The sequence below is a fragment of the Acidobacteriota bacterium genome (assembly GCA_040754075.1).
Classification (GTDB): domain Bacteria; phylum Acidobacteriota; class Blastocatellia; order UBA7656; family UBA7656; genus JBFMDH01.
Map to the genome: position 1 here is coordinate 1 of JBFMDH010000001.1, position 17,497 is coordinate 17,497.

Annotated in this window: 10 protein-coding genes; 9 read left to right on the forward strand and 1 reads right to left on the reverse strand. The window is 50.9% G+C overall.

All coding sequences use genetic code 11. The features are described 5' to 3' along the window. Positions 1-124: 124 nt before the first annotated feature. Positions 125-1,459 carry a hypothetical protein gene (locus tag AB1757_00005; GenBank protein MEW6125415.1) on the reverse strand — a complete coding sequence of 445 codons (1,335 nt, stop codon included), beginning with the start codon at positions 1,457-1,459 and terminating at the stop codon, positions 125-127. Between the two features lie 460 nt (positions 1,460-1,919). Here AB1757_00005 and AB1757_00010 point away from each other — a divergent pair, with 460 nt between their 5' ends. From AB1757_00010 to AB1757_00050, 9 genes are all read left to right on the forward strand, one after another. After that, the gene (locus AB1757_00010) at positions 1,920-5,396 is read left to right on the forward strand and encodes a TonB-dependent receptor (protein MEW6125416.1); all 3,477 of its coding nucleotides are present in this window, start codon (positions 1,920-1,922) and stop codon (positions 5,394-5,396) included. Positions 5,397-5,515: 119 nt separating this feature from the next. Continuing rightward, entirely contained in the window at positions 5,516-7,093 is a 1,578-nt protein-coding gene (locus tag AB1757_00015; protein ID MEW6125417.1) for a tetratricopeptide repeat protein, read from the forward strand. Beyond that, a complete protein-coding gene (locus AB1757_00020) occupies positions 7,090-8,931 on the forward strand; it encodes a tetratricopeptide repeat protein (protein ID MEW6125418.1) in 1,842 nt (613 codons plus the stop codon). The genes AB1757_00015 and AB1757_00020 overlap by 4 nt, the downstream gene beginning before the upstream one ends. A gap of 145 nt (positions 8,932-9,076) precedes the next feature. Continuing rightward, positions 9,077-10,951, forward strand: a complete 1,875-nt coding sequence (locus AB1757_00025; protein ID MEW6125419.1) for an alpha-amylase family glycosyl hydrolase — start codon at positions 9,077-9,079, stop codon at positions 10,949-10,951. A gap of 94 nt (positions 10,952-11,045) precedes the next feature. After that, on the forward strand, positions 11,046-11,387 hold the full coding sequence (locus tag AB1757_00030; GenBank protein ID MEW6125420.1) for a GxxExxY protein: 342 nt from the start codon (positions 11,046-11,048) through the stop codon (positions 11,385-11,387). 169 nt (positions 11,388-11,556) lie between these two features. Beyond that, positions 11,557-13,857 carry a tetratricopeptide repeat protein gene (locus tag AB1757_00035; GenBank protein ID MEW6125421.1) on the forward strand — a complete coding sequence of 767 codons (2,301 nt, stop codon included), beginning with the start codon at positions 11,557-11,559 and terminating at the stop codon, positions 13,855-13,857. A gap of 122 nt (positions 13,858-13,979) precedes the next feature. Beyond that, positions 13,980-15,896: an alpha-amylase family glycosyl hydrolase gene (locus AB1757_00040; protein MEW6125422.1), complete on the forward strand. Its 1,917-nt coding sequence runs from the start codon at positions 13,980-13,982 to the stop codon at positions 15,894-15,896. A 45-nt stretch (positions 15,897-15,941) separates the two neighbouring features. After that, positions 15,942-16,505, forward strand: a complete 564-nt coding sequence (locus AB1757_00045; protein MEW6125423.1) for a transposase — start codon at positions 15,942-15,944, stop codon at positions 16,503-16,505. Between the two features lie 160 nt (positions 16,506-16,665). Beyond that, entirely contained in the window at positions 16,666-17,388 is a 723-nt protein-coding gene (locus tag AB1757_00050; GenBank protein MEW6125424.1) for an SDR family NAD(P)-dependent oxidoreductase, read from the forward strand. Positions 17,389-17,497: the final 109 nt, after the last annotated feature.

The following is a 17,497-nucleotide window of genomic DNA, read 5'->3' on the forward strand; positions in this document are numbered from 1 at the left end:
TTGATCGCGTCTATTCACGAAGTTGGCTTGGGTTGTGGAATACCATCCAACTCAAGCTCATCAGCTATCAGTTGCGTCACAGCGGCATCCTTGCTGCCTGATTCAACTCAATACTCAGGTTTACTTACAAGGTGTGATGAGTGACATAAGTGAGTTGCACGGGGACGCCGCCGTTGACTTTTACTTTTATTAAAACCTGATAGTAAGCCGGGAGTTTCGGATTATTCGAGTCGCCGCTGGTATTCAACCGCGCAATCAATTCTTTGATGTATTCGGGATTGGAAACATATTCGGCGGCTGCCTGCGTGCCATAAGTGGTGATGCCCGCCAATATCATTAAACGATTTTTTGAATCGAGACCTTTTAAATAACTGATGACGGCATAATCTTCGGAAATCTGGCTGCGCGACAGCCCTTCCTGTTTGGCGACGTAATATTTCTGCTCGCCTGCTTTGGGTTTGAGATTGGTGATGCCGTAACTGGCATTGCCCTGTTCATCGCGCAAGACACCGAAAACGAAATCCTGTTGTTGCGGCAGGTCGCGCAGCAGATTGTTTTCGGCAGGCGAACCGAGGATGACCAGATTCCCGGCTTTCAAATCATCCCAGGTCATCAGCAAACTGCGTTTGACGCGAAAGCTGTGTCGGGCTTTCGAGAAAAAATCTGCCAGCGCATAAACGCCCATCACTTCACCGATGCCTGTGTAATGTTCGGTGATGATTTGATTGTCCGGCGAGGTGGGCTTTTCGCCATCTTTGCTGTCAGTGGTAAACGGGTTCAACAATCTCATGCCGGTTTCGGCAGTCCCTGTAAAACGGGTGTTGCTGAATGACACCAGAATGGGTTGAGTGGAATATAGAAAGTCACTCCACAACGGCGCTGCCGCTTTCATTTCAACCATATCATCAGCTCGTGATAACGCCGGGTCGCTCAACTGAGTCACTTCCGAGCGATAATAAAAGGTTGTAAAGGCAAACCACAACGCCAGCAAGCTGATGCCGATCAATGCCAGGTAAACCCAGCGTGACGGTTTCCCGAATTTGCCCTGCGAAATGATTTCAGCGGGTTTGCTATTATCGATATGCGAAGCCGGTTCCGGTGGCAGGGTTCTCTCCTGGGCGTCTTCGACAATGGGTTCCAAGGTGATCGGTTTGGCAGTGGTAAAGACCGGAATATATCCGCCTTTGGGTAGTTCGATAATGACCGCGTCATCTTTGCCTTCGTTGGCGTAATATTCCTGCAACTTGGAACGTAAACGACTTGCCTGCACTCGTACGACCGAATCATTACGCGAATCATATTTGCTGTTGCGCCCAAAGACCTCTGTGGCAATGGTATATTCTTTAAGCTGAGTATCCTGATTTTCTACGGTTTTGGTGACTACAAAACGCAAAAACGACTTGAGGCTCTCAGACCCATGCAGGGTTTGGCTCTCCAGTAGTTTGCCAAGTTCAGCCAACTTGGCCTCTTTTGAGATTTCCATTTTGGGTAACACGTTACTTACCACCTGTAACAACCTGCGTAAATGGTTTGATTAACTGAGATTTTTTCAAGTAACGGGATTATACGCCCAGTAACTACCGAAACCAACCTCTACTTGAATAAAATGTAAAGGCGTTAAAATTTTGCCTATTTCATCGTCAATCCGGTATTCGGATTGTAATTCGGTAACGAACTTATAATTTTAATTATTAGAGTAGGCAAAAGCACCGTAACCTGGTTTTCTAAAAGGCAGGTTATCGATAATGAAATTATTAAGCTTTGTGATCTTCTGCAAAGCTCTCTAACAGTAAATCAATTTTTTTGTAGTCAATGTCAATATAGTCCGCAGTGCAGGGTTTGAGAAAGTCCTCAAGCGTTGACTTTGTGGAATGTGTTGATTGTATCGCTCACTTTAACGTTAAAGAGGCTAAACCAATATGATAAAAAATCGGCAAATAAGCTCACTCAACCTGTGGGTCGGCATCATCGCTTTATTACTTGCCGCTTTCGCTTTTCCGGTTGCTGCCCAAACCAACAAAGCCACGATTGTCGGGACGATTACCGATAAAAATGGCGCTGTGGTATCGGGCGCAACAGTTACCATCACCAACGTCAAAACCAATATTGAACGTCAGGTTAAGACCACTGACGAGGGCACCTACACGGTGCCTTTGCTCGACGTTGGCGAATACCGTGTAACCATCAGCGCACAGGGATTCAAAGAAGCCAAGCTCGAAGGCGTGACCTTGCAGGTCGGCGACCGCCTTCCGCTCGATGTGACTTTAGACCCCAGCGGCGCAGCCGAATCGGTGACGATTACGGCGGGCGCAACTATTGTGCAATCGGAATCCAGCGAACGCGGCAGCGTCATCACCGGACGCGAAGTCACAGAACTTCCGCTTACCGGCAGAAACTTCACGCAACTGGCAACGCTCACACCAGGCGTTTCCCGCGTCACCATCGGCACCCTCTCGGACGCCCGCGCCAACAATAACGGCGACCCCAATGCCGGCGGTCAAGGTCCGGGCGGCGGCGATTCGCGCGGCTCAACCGAATCGGCGCGTTTCTCGCGCTCAGGCGGCGCGGTCATCTCGGCAAACGGTCAACGTCCGACCAACAATAATTTCTCAGTCGATGGCGTGGACAATAACGAACCGCAATTTGGCACCATCGGCGTTTTCGTCAACCCCGATGCCATCGCCGAATTCAAAGTTTCAACCAGCGTTCCGCAAGCTGAAGTCGGGCGCGCATCGGGCGCAGTGATTAATACGGTCGTCAAATCGGGAACCAACGAATTTCACGGCTCGCTCTATTACTACGGTTCAAACTCGGAACTCAACGCCTATCACCCGATTCTCAAACGCAATCGCAACGAAGCGATGATTCGCGGCGACCGCGTGTTGCCGGTGAAAGCCGTGCAACAGACGCACGAATACGGCGGCACTTTTGGCGGACCGATTTTCAAAAACCGCACTTTCTTCTTTTTTGATTATCTCGGCGCGCGTAACAATTTTCCGACGCCGCTGGCATCGACTGTGCCGACCGAAAAAGTTCGCGTCGGCGATTTTTCGGAATACACCACGCCCGTCCTCAATCCGCTCACCGGGCAACCGTTCCCGAATAATCGAATTCCTGCAAATCTCCTCAGTCCGAATGCGCAGAAATTCTTTAACCTTTTCCCGTTGCCGACCGCCGCGAACATCATCAATCCGAGTCAGGGAACGAATAATTTCTTCTCGACTCGTAAAGTGCGCGAACTGGTGGATAATTACGGCATCAAAGTTGACCATCGCTTGGGTGACAACGATAGTTTGCAGGGACGTTACAATCATCAGGACTATCAAAACCTGCGCGATTCATTCTTCAGCACGGTTCCGGCGGGATTCGGCGCTGGTGAAGAGACCGGCGATACCCGTCAGGTGGTGGTCAGCGAAACCCATCAATTCAACCCGTCAATGCTCAATGAATTCCGCTTTGGCTTCACCAAAATCGACATCGGTATTTTAAATTGCGGTGTCGGCGGCGCGTGTGGTTTCAGCGAAAACTTCACGCAAGAGATTGGCGTTCCCAATGTCAACAACGGCACCTTCGAGCAATCGGGTTCGGTACTGGTTGGCGGATTCGGCAACGGCTTCGTTGAATTCGCCGGTGATGGCGGACCCTTCATCGTCAATAGTAAAAATCCTTACTTTGCCGATTCTCTGACCATCATCAAAGGCAGCCATAACTACAAACTCGGCGGCGAATTGCGCTTGCGTTATTTGACAACCATTGACGGCGGACGCACAGGCGGTCTCAAAGGCAATCTCGCTTATGCAGATAATGGCCCGGCAACTGGCGCCAATCCGAATTGCCCTGCGGGTTCCGGCACAGCAGCGGCTTGCTTTGTTGACGCCAACGGTATCGCTTTTGGCGGCTCCGGCAACGCCCTTGCCAATATGCTGCTCAGAAACGTCGCGGCGCTGCAAACCTTCAGAGGTTCAGTACCCGGCGGCGCTTTTGAATTGCGCTCGCAAGAGTGGGGGCTTTTCGTTCAGGACGATTGGAAAGTCAATGACCGCCTGACCGTCAATCTCGGTCTGCGTTATGACCTCTTCCCGTCGGCAACCGAAGCTCAGGGTCGTTTAGGTAATTTCGATCTGGCAACCGGTCAGATTCGTCAAGCGACAGGCAGCGATGATCGCATCATTAAAACCGATAAAAATAATTTCGGCCCGCGCATCGGTTTCGCTTATGCGCTCAACCCCGAAAAAACTATGGTGCTGCGCGGCGGTTACGGATTGCTCTACACCTTAGACGCCACCGACAGACCGCCGCTGGTGCAGAATCCGCCATTTACCAATAGCGTAACCTACAATAACGCTTTCGATAGCTCGACGCCGCGTAGCGTCTTCAATTTCGAGACCGGTCCGCCGAATGTGCAGACCACAGACCCCAACAACATTCCCAATAACGTTGTGGTCTTCCTGGTTGACCCGAAACAAAAGACGGCTTATGTGCATCAATTCAACGTCGGCTATCAATATCAATTTGCCAAAGACTGGGCATTTGATGTGGGCTATGTTCGCAACCGCTCCAAGAATCTGCTTGCCACCCGCGATATTGGCGGCGGCGGCTTGGCAATTGCGAAAAACTCCAAAGGACAATTTCTCCCGGCAACTGCTTATGAGAATCGTTCGGAAGCCGATTATGATGCTTTGCAATCGCAACTTCGCAAACGTTTCTCAAGCTACATTCAAGGGCAAGTCTCCTATACCTGGAGCCACAACATTGATGATTCAACGGGGGTGTTTCAAGGTATAGGTGAAGGTCGCGGTTCACGCGGCGGCCCGCAAAATCCTTTCTGCCTGGAATGCGAGCGCGGCAATTCATCGCTCGATGTGCGCCACCTGCTTTCCGCAGACGCCTTGATTGATGTGCCGTTTGGCAAAGGCAAGAAGTATTTCACCGAAGGGGTCGCTGAAAAAATCCTTGGCGGCTATCAACTCGGGGTGATTTTGCTGGCGCGCAGCGGCTATCCGTTCAGCGTCGTTGACGGTAATAATGGCAGCACGCGGGCATCGCTTATCGGCAATCCGTTCGCCAATACCGGAACCCGTTTTCTGAATGCGGCGGCATTTACCGGCGGCGACATTTCGGTAACCAATGCGGCGGGCAGCACCATTCGTTTCGGCAGTCTCGGACGCAATACCTTCACGGGTCCGCATATTGTCCGTTGGGATATGTCATTGGTGAAGAATACGACGATAACCGAAAGGGTAACTTTCCAATTCGGTATTGACGCGCAAAACGTCTTCAATTCGTCAATCTTCACTGTGCCGAATAATAACTTCCGCGATACGGGCGCTTTTGGTCGTTTCGATGCAGCCTTCCCCGGTCGCGTCATTCAATACAAAGCGAAAGTTATTTTTTAGTTTTTAGCCCGTAGTTCTTAGTCCCTGGGATTGCAAGCGAACGCAAGCGACTACGGACTACGGACTAAAAATGGTTATGAGCAAACAGCAGTTTTGATTATTGCTTTTTGAGCGACCGGGTGGAAAAACCGCCCGGTCTTTTTTATGATGAATCGACTCGGCAAAATATGAATCCCCGCAATCTGCAAATCATTTTATTCATCCTCGTTGGTGCGTTTTCAGCGACCGCACAAAGTTCTGCCGAGCGTTCCCACGTCGAACGCTTCAGTTCGATCAAAGACCGCGCCGAACGCGACGAAAGCGAAGCCGTAGAAAAACTCAAAGCCAATCCCCAAGATGCCGCCGCCTGGAATCTTAAAGCCAATGCCCGAATGCGACTCGGCAAATATACGGAGGCGCTCGACGACATACGCCGCGCTGTCGCCCTCGACGGCGCGAACGCCGATTACCAGGCGAGTCTCGGTTATGTGCTCTTCAAACTCGGTCGCCCGGCAGAAGCGCTTGCCGCCGAACGCGCGGCGCTGAAACTTGATGACAAAAATTTCACCGCCAACTATCAACTCGGAAGATTTTTGCTCACAAGCGGCGACGCCAAAGCTTTACCGGAAGCCGTCGCTTTACTGAAACGCGCCCTTGAAATCGACCCGCGCCGTTCAGAACTTAGGTTTGATTTAATCACTGCCTACCGATTGCTTGGCGATCAACCGAATGCCATTGCGCAACTCAATCTTTTGCAGGATGCCCGACCCGCCGACCCGCGCGTGATTTATGCCGATGGGTTACTCGCCTCAGATAGAAATGATTTGCGCGCGGCGATTGCCAGCTTTCAACAGGCTTTGGCAAAAGACCCGACATTGTTTGGCGCGTGGCAGGATTTAGGGCTGGCATTCATTCGTCAAAATAAATGGCAGGAAGCCTCGGAAACCTTCGGTGAACTCACGAAACGCCATTCCGATTCCGTCGAAGCCGCCTATCTTTACGCGCTCGCTTTGTACAACACCGGGCGTTTTGCAGAAGCCGAACGCGAAGCGCGTCGCGCTTTGAGAATTGATGCGGGCGCATCAGCGGCTCACACCCTGCTTGGCATCATCCTCGCTTCGCGCGGCGGCGCAGACCTTGAAGCCATCGAATCGCTCACGCAAGCGACGGCTTTGGACGTGAACAGTTTTGACGCCAATTTCTATTTAGGTCGCGTGCAATACGCAACGCGTGATTATGCGGGCGCGGTAAAATCCCTGCGCGTTGCCGTCAACCTCAATCCCAAACATTCTGAGAGCCGGTTCTTTTTAGGCACCGCGCTTGAAGCCAACGGCGAATCCGAAGCGGCGTTTAAAGAGTATGAAGAACTCGCAAAACTCGCGCCCGATTCCGCGCAAGGTCAGATGGGACTCGGCGCATTGCTCGTCAGGCAAGGGAAACTTGACGAAGCCATCGCCACTTTAAAAAAAGCCACAGAACTTGATGTGAAACTCTTTGAAGCGCACTGGGCGCTCGGTCGCGCATTGATTTTAAAAGAACGATATACGGATGCCATCAATGCTTTGCAAAATGCCGTCGCGCTGTTACCCGACAGACCTGACGCCCATTTTCAACTCGGTCAAGCCCTGCAACGCGCCGGTCGCAAAGAAGAAGCCGCCCGCGAATTTGAAACCGTCAAGCGATTGAACGAAGAGTTCCGCACACGGACGAAACAATGAGAAGGCAAAAGACAAAAGGCAAAAGGCAAAAGGCAAAAATCAGGTTTGGCAGCGCGCATCCGCACGGCTTGCTGTTGCTTTGCATAAAACTGCTTAAAGGCGATTACCTGAAATTGATTAAGGTACAGTTGCAATCCCAGGCGGCAGAGCGACAAACTGCCGAAACGCCGCGCCGAAATTTTATTAAAGCGCGATTGCCATTCATCACTTTTGCTTTTTGCCTTTTGCCTTTTGTCTTTTGCCTTTTTTCCATCAATGTCTTTGCGCAAAAAACAACTCGAAAACCGGTAGCGCCAAAAGCCTCGGCAAAACCGAATCAATTGCCGCAGGCGACGCAACAACTCATTGAACAAACCATCGCGCTGTTGCAAGCCAACCGTCTTGCCGAAGCCGAAGTCGCAGCGCGTCAGGTGGTCGCCGCTGCGCCGCGCTCTGCCGTCACTCATAATCTTTTGGGTGTGGTGCTCAATCAAGCGGGGCGACGCGATGAAGCGCAGGCGGAGTTCAATGCGGCGATTGCCATCGACCCGAATTTTGCAAGCGCCCGCAATAATCTTGGAAGACTTTTTGCCGAGCAGGGTAAAACTCAAGAAGCCATCGCCGAATTTGAACGGGTGCTCAGCATCGAACCGGCGCACGCGCAGGCTAATTACAACCTCGGCGCGCTCTATGCCGATGCCGGCGATTTCGTAAAAGCCGCCGCGCGTTTTTCGGAAGCTCGTAAAGCCGACCCGCAAGACGCGCAACTCGCGCTGGCTTTCGTCAATGTTGCTTATCGCGCAGGTCGCGCCGCAGAAGCCGACGCGGCGGCAGATGTCGTCGAGCGGGTTGCCGCTAAAGATGCACGTGGTTTATTTACGCTGGCGACTGTGCTGGCGCAAAATGAGCAGTACGAACGCGCCGCCAAACTTTTCGCCCGCGTCAATGAAATGCGCCCGCGCACCTTTGAAGTTCTCTACAATCTCGGCGTCGCGCTTTATCAATTAAACCAGTATGAAGAGGCTGCTAAATTTTTAGCAGAAGCCGCAGACCTCAACCCCGAACTGCCGGAAACTCATTTTCGCCTGGGACTGATTGCCAGTGAACGTAACGACCACGCCAACGCCGTTATGGAATTCAAACACGCGACCGAGCGCGACGCGAACAATGCGATTTATCACAATATGCTGGGGCGCGAATATTTTCGGGTTGGTTTTTGGGAAGGCGCGGTTGACGAATACAGCAAAGCGATGGCGATTGACCCGAAAAATCCCGCTTATGTGATGGCGCGGGCGAATGCCTTGTATCGCAAAGGCGAGTGGTTGCCATCGGTCGAAGATTTTGAATTCGCCTCAAGGCTCGACCCCGGTATCAAAGACATCGAATACATTCTCGGTTACGGGCATCGCGCCGCCGGAAGTTTTGAAAAGGCGCGCGGCTATCTCGAAAAGTTTGTCGCCAAAAATCCCAATCACGTTGATGCGCTTGCGAGCCTCGGTTATGTGGCGATTGAGCAGGGCAGGTTTGAAGAAGCCGAAGCGCCACTCAAGCGCGCCTTGCAACTTGCGCCCGACAATGTGCCGGTGCTCTATGATTTTGCGCGCCTTGCCATCAAAGAGCGCAATTATGAACAAGCGGTAATCAGGCTCGAAAAAGTTTTGCAGAAAAATCCGACGCACACGCAGGCGCATTATCAACTGTTTCTCGCCTATTCGCGTTTGAAACAAACCGATAAAGCGCAGGTCGAGTTAGGCGAATTTCGCCGCCTTGAAGCTCTGGAAAAACAGGTCAAACAGGAGCGTATACTGGATGAAAAAATTCGCACCCAGCAGATGCTCGGACAACCGCAACAACAGTAGCCGGTGGTCGGTAGTCAGTAGCCGGTGGCAAAAAGATTACGGCGGTTTTAATGGAGTGAAAGCAGTGTTTACAAAATCAAAAGTTTGGTTAGTTGGCTGGTTATTTTTATCATCAATTCTAACTGCTTGTACACAACCAGAATTAGTGGATGACGCAACTACCACTAACCACTGGCTACCGACTACCGGCTACCGACAGCATGCGCCGGAAGTTTTGAAAGTCGAGCCGCCGAACTGGTGGGCGCAGTCTTCGATTAATCCTGTGCGACTCTTAGTTCGCGGGAAAAATTTTGCGGGTGCGACGGTTGAATCACCAGACGAAGATTTGCGGACGAGTGATGTCAAAGTGAGCGCGTCGGGAACTTATCTTTTCGTCGATGTGCAGATTGATGCCAGTGCGCAAGCGGGTGCGCGAACGTTGAAAATCACCACGCCCAGTGGCACAACCGATTTCAAGTTTGAAATTTTGCAACCGCTGGCGCGTGAAGGGCGCTTTCAAGGTTTCACGCCTGCGGATGTCATCTACTTAATCATGCCCGACCGCTTCAGCGATGGTGACCGGTCGAACAACGACCCGCAGGAATCGCGCGGTCTGTACTTGCGCGAAAACGCGCGCGCCTATCACGGCGGCGATTTACAGGGCGTGATTGACCGCTTGCCCTATCTTAAAGATTTGGGCGTGACAGCTATCTGGATGACGCCGGTTTATGACAATAGCAATCGCGCCAAAGATTTTGATTGGGGCAAAAACGTCACGGACTATCACGGCTATGGCGCGGTGGATTTCTACCGCGTCGAAGAACATTTCGGCACGCTGGAAAAATTTAAAGAATTAGTAGACCGTGCCCACGCGCTTGGACTCAAAGTGATTCAAGACCAGGTCGCCAATCACACGGGACCTGACCACATCTGGACTACTGACACACCGACGCCGACGTGGTTGAACGGCACGCTTTTGAGTCACCCGAATAATGTCTGGGACATTAAATCAACGACGCAGGAAAACCCTGACCGCGAGCGTTTTGAAGCGACGATTCGCGGGTGGTTCGCTAACACGTTGCCCGATCTCAATCAGGATGATGGCGAGTGTTCGCGCTACTTGATTCAAAATGCCGCGTGGTGGGTTTCCAGTACGGGTGTTGACGGCATTCGTCAGGACACCTTCCCATATGTCGGGCGCAAATTCTGGAGCGAGTGGAATCAGGCGCTCCAAACCGAGTTTCCCGACCTCACAGTGGTTGGCGAAGTTTTTGATGGTCGCCCCGAAGTCACTTCGTTTTTTCAAGGCGGGGTGGCGCGCTTTGATGGCATAGACACGCGCCTGCATACGGTCTTCGATTTTCCGAGTTACTTTGCGATGCGCGATGTCTTCATTCGCCATCAACCGATGAGCCGCCTGAGCGACATTTTGAATCAGGATGCGCTCTATGTGAATGCCCGCGTACTTGTGCCGTTTATCGGCAATCACGATGTCAAACGTTTTATGGGTGAAGACGGAGCGAGTTTTGAAGCCTTGAAAAATGCTTTTACGTTTTTACTGACGATGCGCGGCACGCCACAAATTTATTATGGCGATGAGATTGGTTTGAAAGGCGGCGATGACCCGGATAATCGCCGCGATTTTCCCGGCGGCTTTGCCGGTGATGCAAGAAACGCTTTTGCGGATGAAGGGCGAACCAAAAAAGAGCGCAAGCTCCTGAAACACGTCCGCAATCTGTTGCGGGCGCGGGCTGAAAATGCTGCCTTGCGTGTGGGGGAAACGAAAATTTTATCGGCAAATGAACATTCTCTGGTGATGATGCGACAAGCAGGAAACGATTGCGCGATTGTGGCTTTTAATAATTCCAATAAAGCCACAGAAATTGAAGTGACGTTACCGAAAACCGCAAATTCAGCGACCCGCTGGATAGCGGCATTTTCTGATGCGCGCCGCTGGCAAGGACGCGCAATGCGAGATAAACTTAGAGTGCCATTACAGCCATCAAGCGCAATTGTTTTAATCGAGAGCAAAAGAAGGTAGCTGCGATTTATTTCTGTAGATAGCTTCTTTTGTTCGCCGGTTCGCTGCCCTTTCACCGCAGAGGCGCAGAGAACGCAGAGGAGGCGCAGAGAAGATGCGGATCAATGATGTGACTTGGGCAATCATCGGAGCGGCAATAGAAGTACATCGTTCGCTTGGCCCCGGATTATTGGAATCTGCATACGAAGAATGTCTGTGTCGGGAACTGGATTTACAGGGCATCAGCTTTAAACGGCAACTGCCGGTTCCGCTTGAATACAAAGGCGTCAGACTCGACAAAGGCTATCAACTCGATATGCTTGTTGAAAACGCAGTTGTCGTTGAAGTGAAGTCGGTTGATGCACTGCACTCGGTTTTTGAAGCGCAGACTTTGACTTATATGCGACTTGGTGGTTGGAAAGTGGGGTTGCTTTTAACTTCAATGTGGAAATTTTGAAGGAAGGCGGCATCCGTCGCCTGGTTCTCAATCTTGAGGAAGATGGCGAGCCAAAGAGAGAGGGATAGTCTCTGTGTTCTCTGCGTCTCTGCGGTTAATGAGCATTGTGCAGAAGACGCTTTGGCTTAACTTAGAAATTGGTTTTTAAGAAATCATCCTGGAGAAAATTATGAATGCCGTAGCAAAATTCAACTCTCGCACTCCAAATAAACGCCAAGTGCTTATGCTTTCCAGTATTGCCATTTTTGGCATTCTTTTGCCCCTTAACCTGGTCAGTAGCAATGCAGGCAATTTGAATCAGCCCGCTGCCAATGACCCCGGCTCAATTGCCAGCTTCAATGACGAAATCGCCAAAACTTACGATTTCAAATGGGGCAAAGATAAACCGTTTTTGCCGAGCCTGGCGAAATCCGCGACCGGTGGGTTTATCGACCCCGCAGCATTTTACACCGCCGATTATTGCGCCAAATGTCATAAAGCTGCACATCAGGAATGGCGCGAAACCGCGCATGCCAATGCATTCCGCGCACCCTTTTACAAGAAAAATGTTGAACTGTTAATCAACACCAAAGGCATCGAATATTCGCGCCATTGCGAAGGTTGTCACAATCCGATTGCCTTGTTTTCCGGGTCGCTGACGGCGAATTCCAAGATTGACCGGTCGTTTGATGAAGACGGCATTACCTGTTCAACCTGCCATTCGATTCAAAGCCTGCAACCGACCACCGGACTCGGCAGTTACGTGATGGGTATTCCGGCGGTGATGGTTGATGAAGCGGGGAACCCGGTGACCCGAGCCGTCAAAGACGAAGAAATCATGAAACGCCCCGACCTGCATAGAAAAGCGGTGATGAAAGATTTCTACAAGACGCCGGAATTTTGCGGCGCGTGTCACAAAGCGGCGTTGCCGAAAATTTTAAACGAGTACAAATGGTTGCGCGCTTTTTCGGTTTATGACGAGTGGCAACAGTCTTCGTGGTCAAAACAATCGCCGCTGCCGTTTTACAAAAAAGATAAAGTCTCGACCTGTCAGGATTGCCATATGCCGAAAGTTGACGCGCCCGGCGATTACGGCGCGAAAGACGGCAAACTCGCCTCGCATCGCTGGCTCGGCGCTAACACGGCGATTCCTGAGTTCTATGGCTACAAAGACCAGATGCAAAAAGTCACCGCCTATTTGCAGGATAATCTCTTCAACATCGACTTCTTCGGCATACGCAAAGGCGCGGATTCGCCCGCGACCGATGACGGGCTGGTTGCACCACTGGATAAGCAGAATTTCAATATCAAAGCCGGTGACACAGTGACCCTGAGTCTGGTCATTCAAAACAAAGGCATCGGACACAGCTTGGTTCCCGAACAACGCGATTTTTATGAATCGTGGGTTGAACTCGAAGTGCGCGATGGCGAAGGTAATAAAATTTGCCACAGTGGTTATTTGAAACCCGATGGTTATCTGGATGACAAAGCGCACAGCTACACCAATCGTTTAGTAGGCGAGCAAGGCGAATTTTTCAATTTGCATCAAGTCTGGGCGGGTCGCGCGCGGGCTTTCGATAACACGATTATGCCGGGGCAATCCGACCTGGTGCGTTATCAATTCACCATTCCGAAAACCGCTAAAGGTCATTTGCAAGTCGTCGTCAAAATCAACTATCGCCGCTTCAATCGCCGGTTCACCGACTGGGTGTTGGGCAAGAGCGTCGATTATCCGGTTGTTGAAATGGCGCAGAAAGTCGCGGTGATCAATTTCGGAGCTAACAGCGCGAAACCTGTGGATGATAAAGACTGGATGCGCTGGAACAATTATGGCGTCGCTTTGCTCAACCAACGGCAATATGCCAGAGCCATTCGCGCCTTTACGAAAGTCGCGGAACTGCGCCCCGATTATTCCGATGCCTACATCAATATCGCGATTGCCAACTTCATGTATCAGAAATTTGACATCGCCTTGAAATCGCTCGACAAAGCCTTGCAGTTGGAACCGACAAGCATGCGCGCATTGTTTTATCAATCGCAGATTTATCGCGAGCAAGGCAAACTCGATGTGGCAATCGAGGGCTTCAAAAAAGTGCTGGCGGTTTACCCGCGCGTGAGACAAGCGCGCACCGAACTCGGCTCGACCTATTATCAGTTGAAGAAATTCGATCTGGCGCGCGCTGAATTTGAAGCCTTGCAGGAACTCGACCCCGATGATTTGTCTGCGCATTACAACCTGATGCGCATTTATCAGCGACTCGGAATGCGTAAACAGGCGAGCGAACAGGCGTCCTATTTTACCGACCGCAAAGACGACCCGAACGCTTCGAGTTATGCGCATGACTTTTTGAAGAAACACCCGGAAGTGTCAAGCGAAAGCGTACCCTATCATTCGCATATTGATGCGGGACCGGAAGTCGCCGAACAACCGGTGAGAAAACCTGCGAAAAAAGCAGTCAGCAAATCGGCGCTCACCGGACAGCGCAATTAAGCGATTTGAAATATAGCAAAGGGCACAGGTTCTCATAGACAGCAATAGAATGTGTGTCATTTCATCGCTTCGATAAAACCTGTGCCCTTTGCTAAAAACGTTCACCTATTCACTGAAATTTTATGCGAACCATTAAAAGATTCCTGCTCTCCTTTGCCATCGTTGTCGCTATCAACTTATCTGCTCTCGCCGAGTCACCCACAGTCACCAAAGTTGAGCCGCCGGGTTGGTGGGCGCGACACACCATCAATCCTGTGCGCCTGCTCGTGCGCGGCACGAATTTAAAAGGCGCGAAGGTGACCTCAAGCGATGCCAGTGTTCGCGTCATCGGTATTCCCAAGGTCAACGAACGCGGAACCTATTTGTTCATTGATGTGAGACTCGCGCCAACCGCTAAACCCGGCGTGCGCAATTTGAAAGTCACTACTGCGAGTGGCGCAAGCGATTTTAAATTCGAGATACTCCCTCAACTTGGCTCCCAGAGCCGGTTTCAAGGCATCGACAAAGATGATGTCATCTATTTAATCATGCCTGACCGCTTCACTAACGGCGACCCGGCAAATGATGACCCTGCGGAATCGAAAGGACTGTTTAACCGTCAGGAGCCGCGTTATTATCACGGCGGCGATTTGCAGGGCATCATCAACCGCCTGCCTTATCTCAAAGATTTGGGGGTGACGGCATTGTGGCTGAACCCCTGGTACGACAACAACGACGGGCTGAATTTTGTTGAGACTTACGAGGGCAAGCCGATGGCTGATTATCACGGCTACGGGGCGATTGATTATTACGGCGTTGAAGAACATTTTGGCGACCTCGCGAAACTTCGCGAACTCGTTGATGAAGCGCACAAACTTGGAATCAAAATCATTCAAGACCAGGTTGCCAATCACACGGGACCTTATCACCCCTGGGTGAAAGACAGCCCGACGCCCACCTGGTACAACGGCACCAAAGAAAATCACATCAACGAAACCTGGCAGACCTGGGTGCTCAAAGATAAGTATGCAACTCAAGATGCCCTGCGCCCGATTCTCGACGGTTGGTTTTTGGATATTCTGCCGGATATGAATCAGAACGACCCTGAAGCGAAGCGTTACCTCATTCAAAATACCCTCTGGTGGATTGGCGTGACGGGAATGGATGCCATTCGTCAGGACACCTTGCCGTATGTGCATCGTTCGTTTTGGCGCGATTGGATGGCGGCAATCAAAAAGCAATATCCCAAGGTCAATGTCATCGGCGAAACCTTTGACGGCAATCCCGCGCAGGTAGCGTTTTTTCAAGGCGGCAAAAAATACTGGGACGGCATTGATTCAGGGATTGATACGGAATTCGATTTCCCTTTGCACCTGGCGATTCGCGCGGCGTTTGCGCGAGGCGAATCGATTAAGAATTTACCGCAGGTCATCGCTCACGATTTCCTCTATCCCAATCCGGACATCCTGGTGCCGTTTATCGGGCTTCACGATATGCAGCGCTTTATGGGCGAACCCGGCGCGACGACCCAGGGCTTGATGCTGGCGCAGACTTTTTTGATGACGACGCGCGGCATTCCCTTGATTTATTACGGTGATGAAATCGCCCTACCGGGCGCGAACGACCCGGATAATCGGCGCGATTTTCCCGGCGGTTTTGCGGGTGATGCGCGCAACGCATTTACAGAGCAGGGAAGAACCAAAGACGAGAATGAGGTTTTTAATCATCTACGCAAAGTGACGAAGTTGCGCCATGAGCTTGAACCATTAAGACAGGGGAAACTCGTGACTCTGAGTTTTACCGATGATTATTACGCCTTTGCGCGAGTGAGCGAAAAAGGCAACGTGGTGGTAGCGATTAATAACGCCAATCGTTCAAGCAAAGTTGAAGCCGATTTGACCGGTTTGAAGATTGCCAACGGCGTGATGTTCACCGACCGCCTGGGAGTTGTGACCGATGTGCGCGTCGAAAACGGCAAGTTGACATTCGTACTGCCTGCGCGTTCGGCGAGTATTTTCACAGTGAGCGGAGACAGAGCGAAATATTCTTCAGAAAAATAATTTACCGTTGAGAAGGCGGTCTCTGACCGCCGCTGTTGGGAAGCAATGAAATTTGAGAGTTCACAAAACGACAATATGTTTCAATATATCACTGTTGTGACAAACAACCGCGTCAAAGTTTTTCACAACCCTCGAGCTTGCCAATTTCTGATTGATGCCATCAATAATGCGCGGGAGAAATATCCGTTTAAACTTATTGGGTATGTGGTTATGCCCGACCACCTGCATATGATTGCTAACCCATTAGAGCAAAATATTGAAGCAGTCTTGAAACAAATCAAAGGCATAGCGGCTCACGACATAATTGCCTGGTTACGTGCAGAAGGACATGAGCGATCTCTCGAAAAGTTGAAATTGCATAATCCGAAGAAACGCGCCCATCAATACGCTTTGTGGTTAAAAAAGTTTTTCCCTGTTGAACTGTGGAGCGCCAAATTTGTCCAGCAAAAGCTGCAATATATGCATAACAATCCTGTACGTGCTGGATTTTGTAAGCATCCCGCCGAATGGATGTGGTCAAGTTATCGAGCATATTTTCCGCATGAGCTGGGGAGCGTACCTTTAGAAAATGATTGGCAAGCGTATTGGAAAGATGATCCGAAGGTTTGAATGGCGCGGTCGAAGACCGCTTGCTCAACGGTGAGCCATATTATTGTTGGATAGCGCGGTCAGAGACCGCTTGCTCAACGGAAGAAATTTTCGTTGAAGTTGAATAGGTAGTCTCCGACCACCGTTCTGGCATGGCTTCTAATCGTTGTTGTGAAATCTGATGGAACTGAAAACCAAAACTTTTGCGGAACAAATCGCCCTCGTCACCGGTGGCGGTACAGGCATTGGTCGCGCCTTTACCCAAGTGTTAGCCACATCAGGTGTGCGCGTCATCATTGCGTCGCGGCGCAAAGCGGTGCTTGAACAGACCGCCGATGAGATTAACGTGAAACTCGGAATTGAGCGCGTCTTTCCTCACGCCTTTGATGTACGCGATTTTGAACAGACAACCAATCTCGTGCATGTGGCGATGGAACGTTTCGGGGCGATTGATATTCTCATCAATAACTGCGGGCTGGCGGTTCCCGAAACCGTGGATGCCATCACTGATGAAGGTTGGGATACGGTGATGGAAACCAATCTGCGCGGCGCAATGCGGCTCATTCGCGCGGTCTTGCCGAATATGATTGCCGAAGATTTCGGCGACATCATCAATGTCGCTTCGCAAGCCGCCAAACATGGTTACGCCGATGTGCCGTCGTACTGCGCTTCAAAATTCGGGCTGTTGGGTTTTGCCGAATCGGTGCGTGACCACATTCGTAAAATCGAAGCCAACATTCGCATTTTTAATTTCTGCCCCGGGTTGGTTGATGTTGAAACGCCGGTTACGGAGCCGCCACGCGGCGGCTTCATTCACGTTGCAAACCTGGCAAAAGCCTTGATGTTCGTCTTGTCTTTAGACCGTAACGTTGTGATTGAAGATTTGAATTTATATGCGCGTTAGCAGTCTGGAGTCGCGAGTCTTGAGTCGAGAGTCCGAAAGCCTTTGACTCGCTTATCTTGAAGCGTTGTGATGTCTAACCATTATTCAGGCAGTTCAGCCTCTGCCCTTT

What these genes read in the sequence shown, in the direction of transcription:
- AB1757_00040 (MEW6125422.1), top strand. Translation starts at nt 13,980, where the DNA reads ATGCGAACCATTAAAAGATTCCTGCTCTCCTTTGCCATCGTTGTCGCT.
- AB1757_00045 (MEW6125423.1), top strand. Translation starts at nt 15,942, where the DNA reads ATGAAATTTGAGAGTTCACAAAACGACAATATGTTTCAATATATCACT.
- AB1757_00050 (MEW6125424.1), top strand. Translation starts at nt 16,666, where the DNA reads ATGGAACTGAAAACCAAAACTTTTGCGGAACAAATCGCCCTCGTCACC.
- AB1757_00010 (MEW6125416.1), top strand. Translation starts at nt 1,920, where the DNA reads ATGATAAAAAATCGGCAAATAAGCTCACTCAACCTGTGGGTCGGCATC.
- AB1757_00035 (MEW6125421.1), top strand. Translation starts at nt 11,557, where the DNA reads ATGAATGCCGTAGCAAAATTCAACTCTCGCACTCCAAATAAACGCCAA.
- AB1757_00030 (MEW6125420.1), top strand. Translation starts at nt 11,046, where the DNA reads ATGCGGATCAATGATGTGACTTGGGCAATCATCGGAGCGGCAATAGAA.
- AB1757_00020 (MEW6125418.1), top strand. Translation starts at nt 7,090, where the DNA reads ATGAGAAGGCAAAAGACAAAAGGCAAAAGGCAAAAGGCAAAAATCAGG.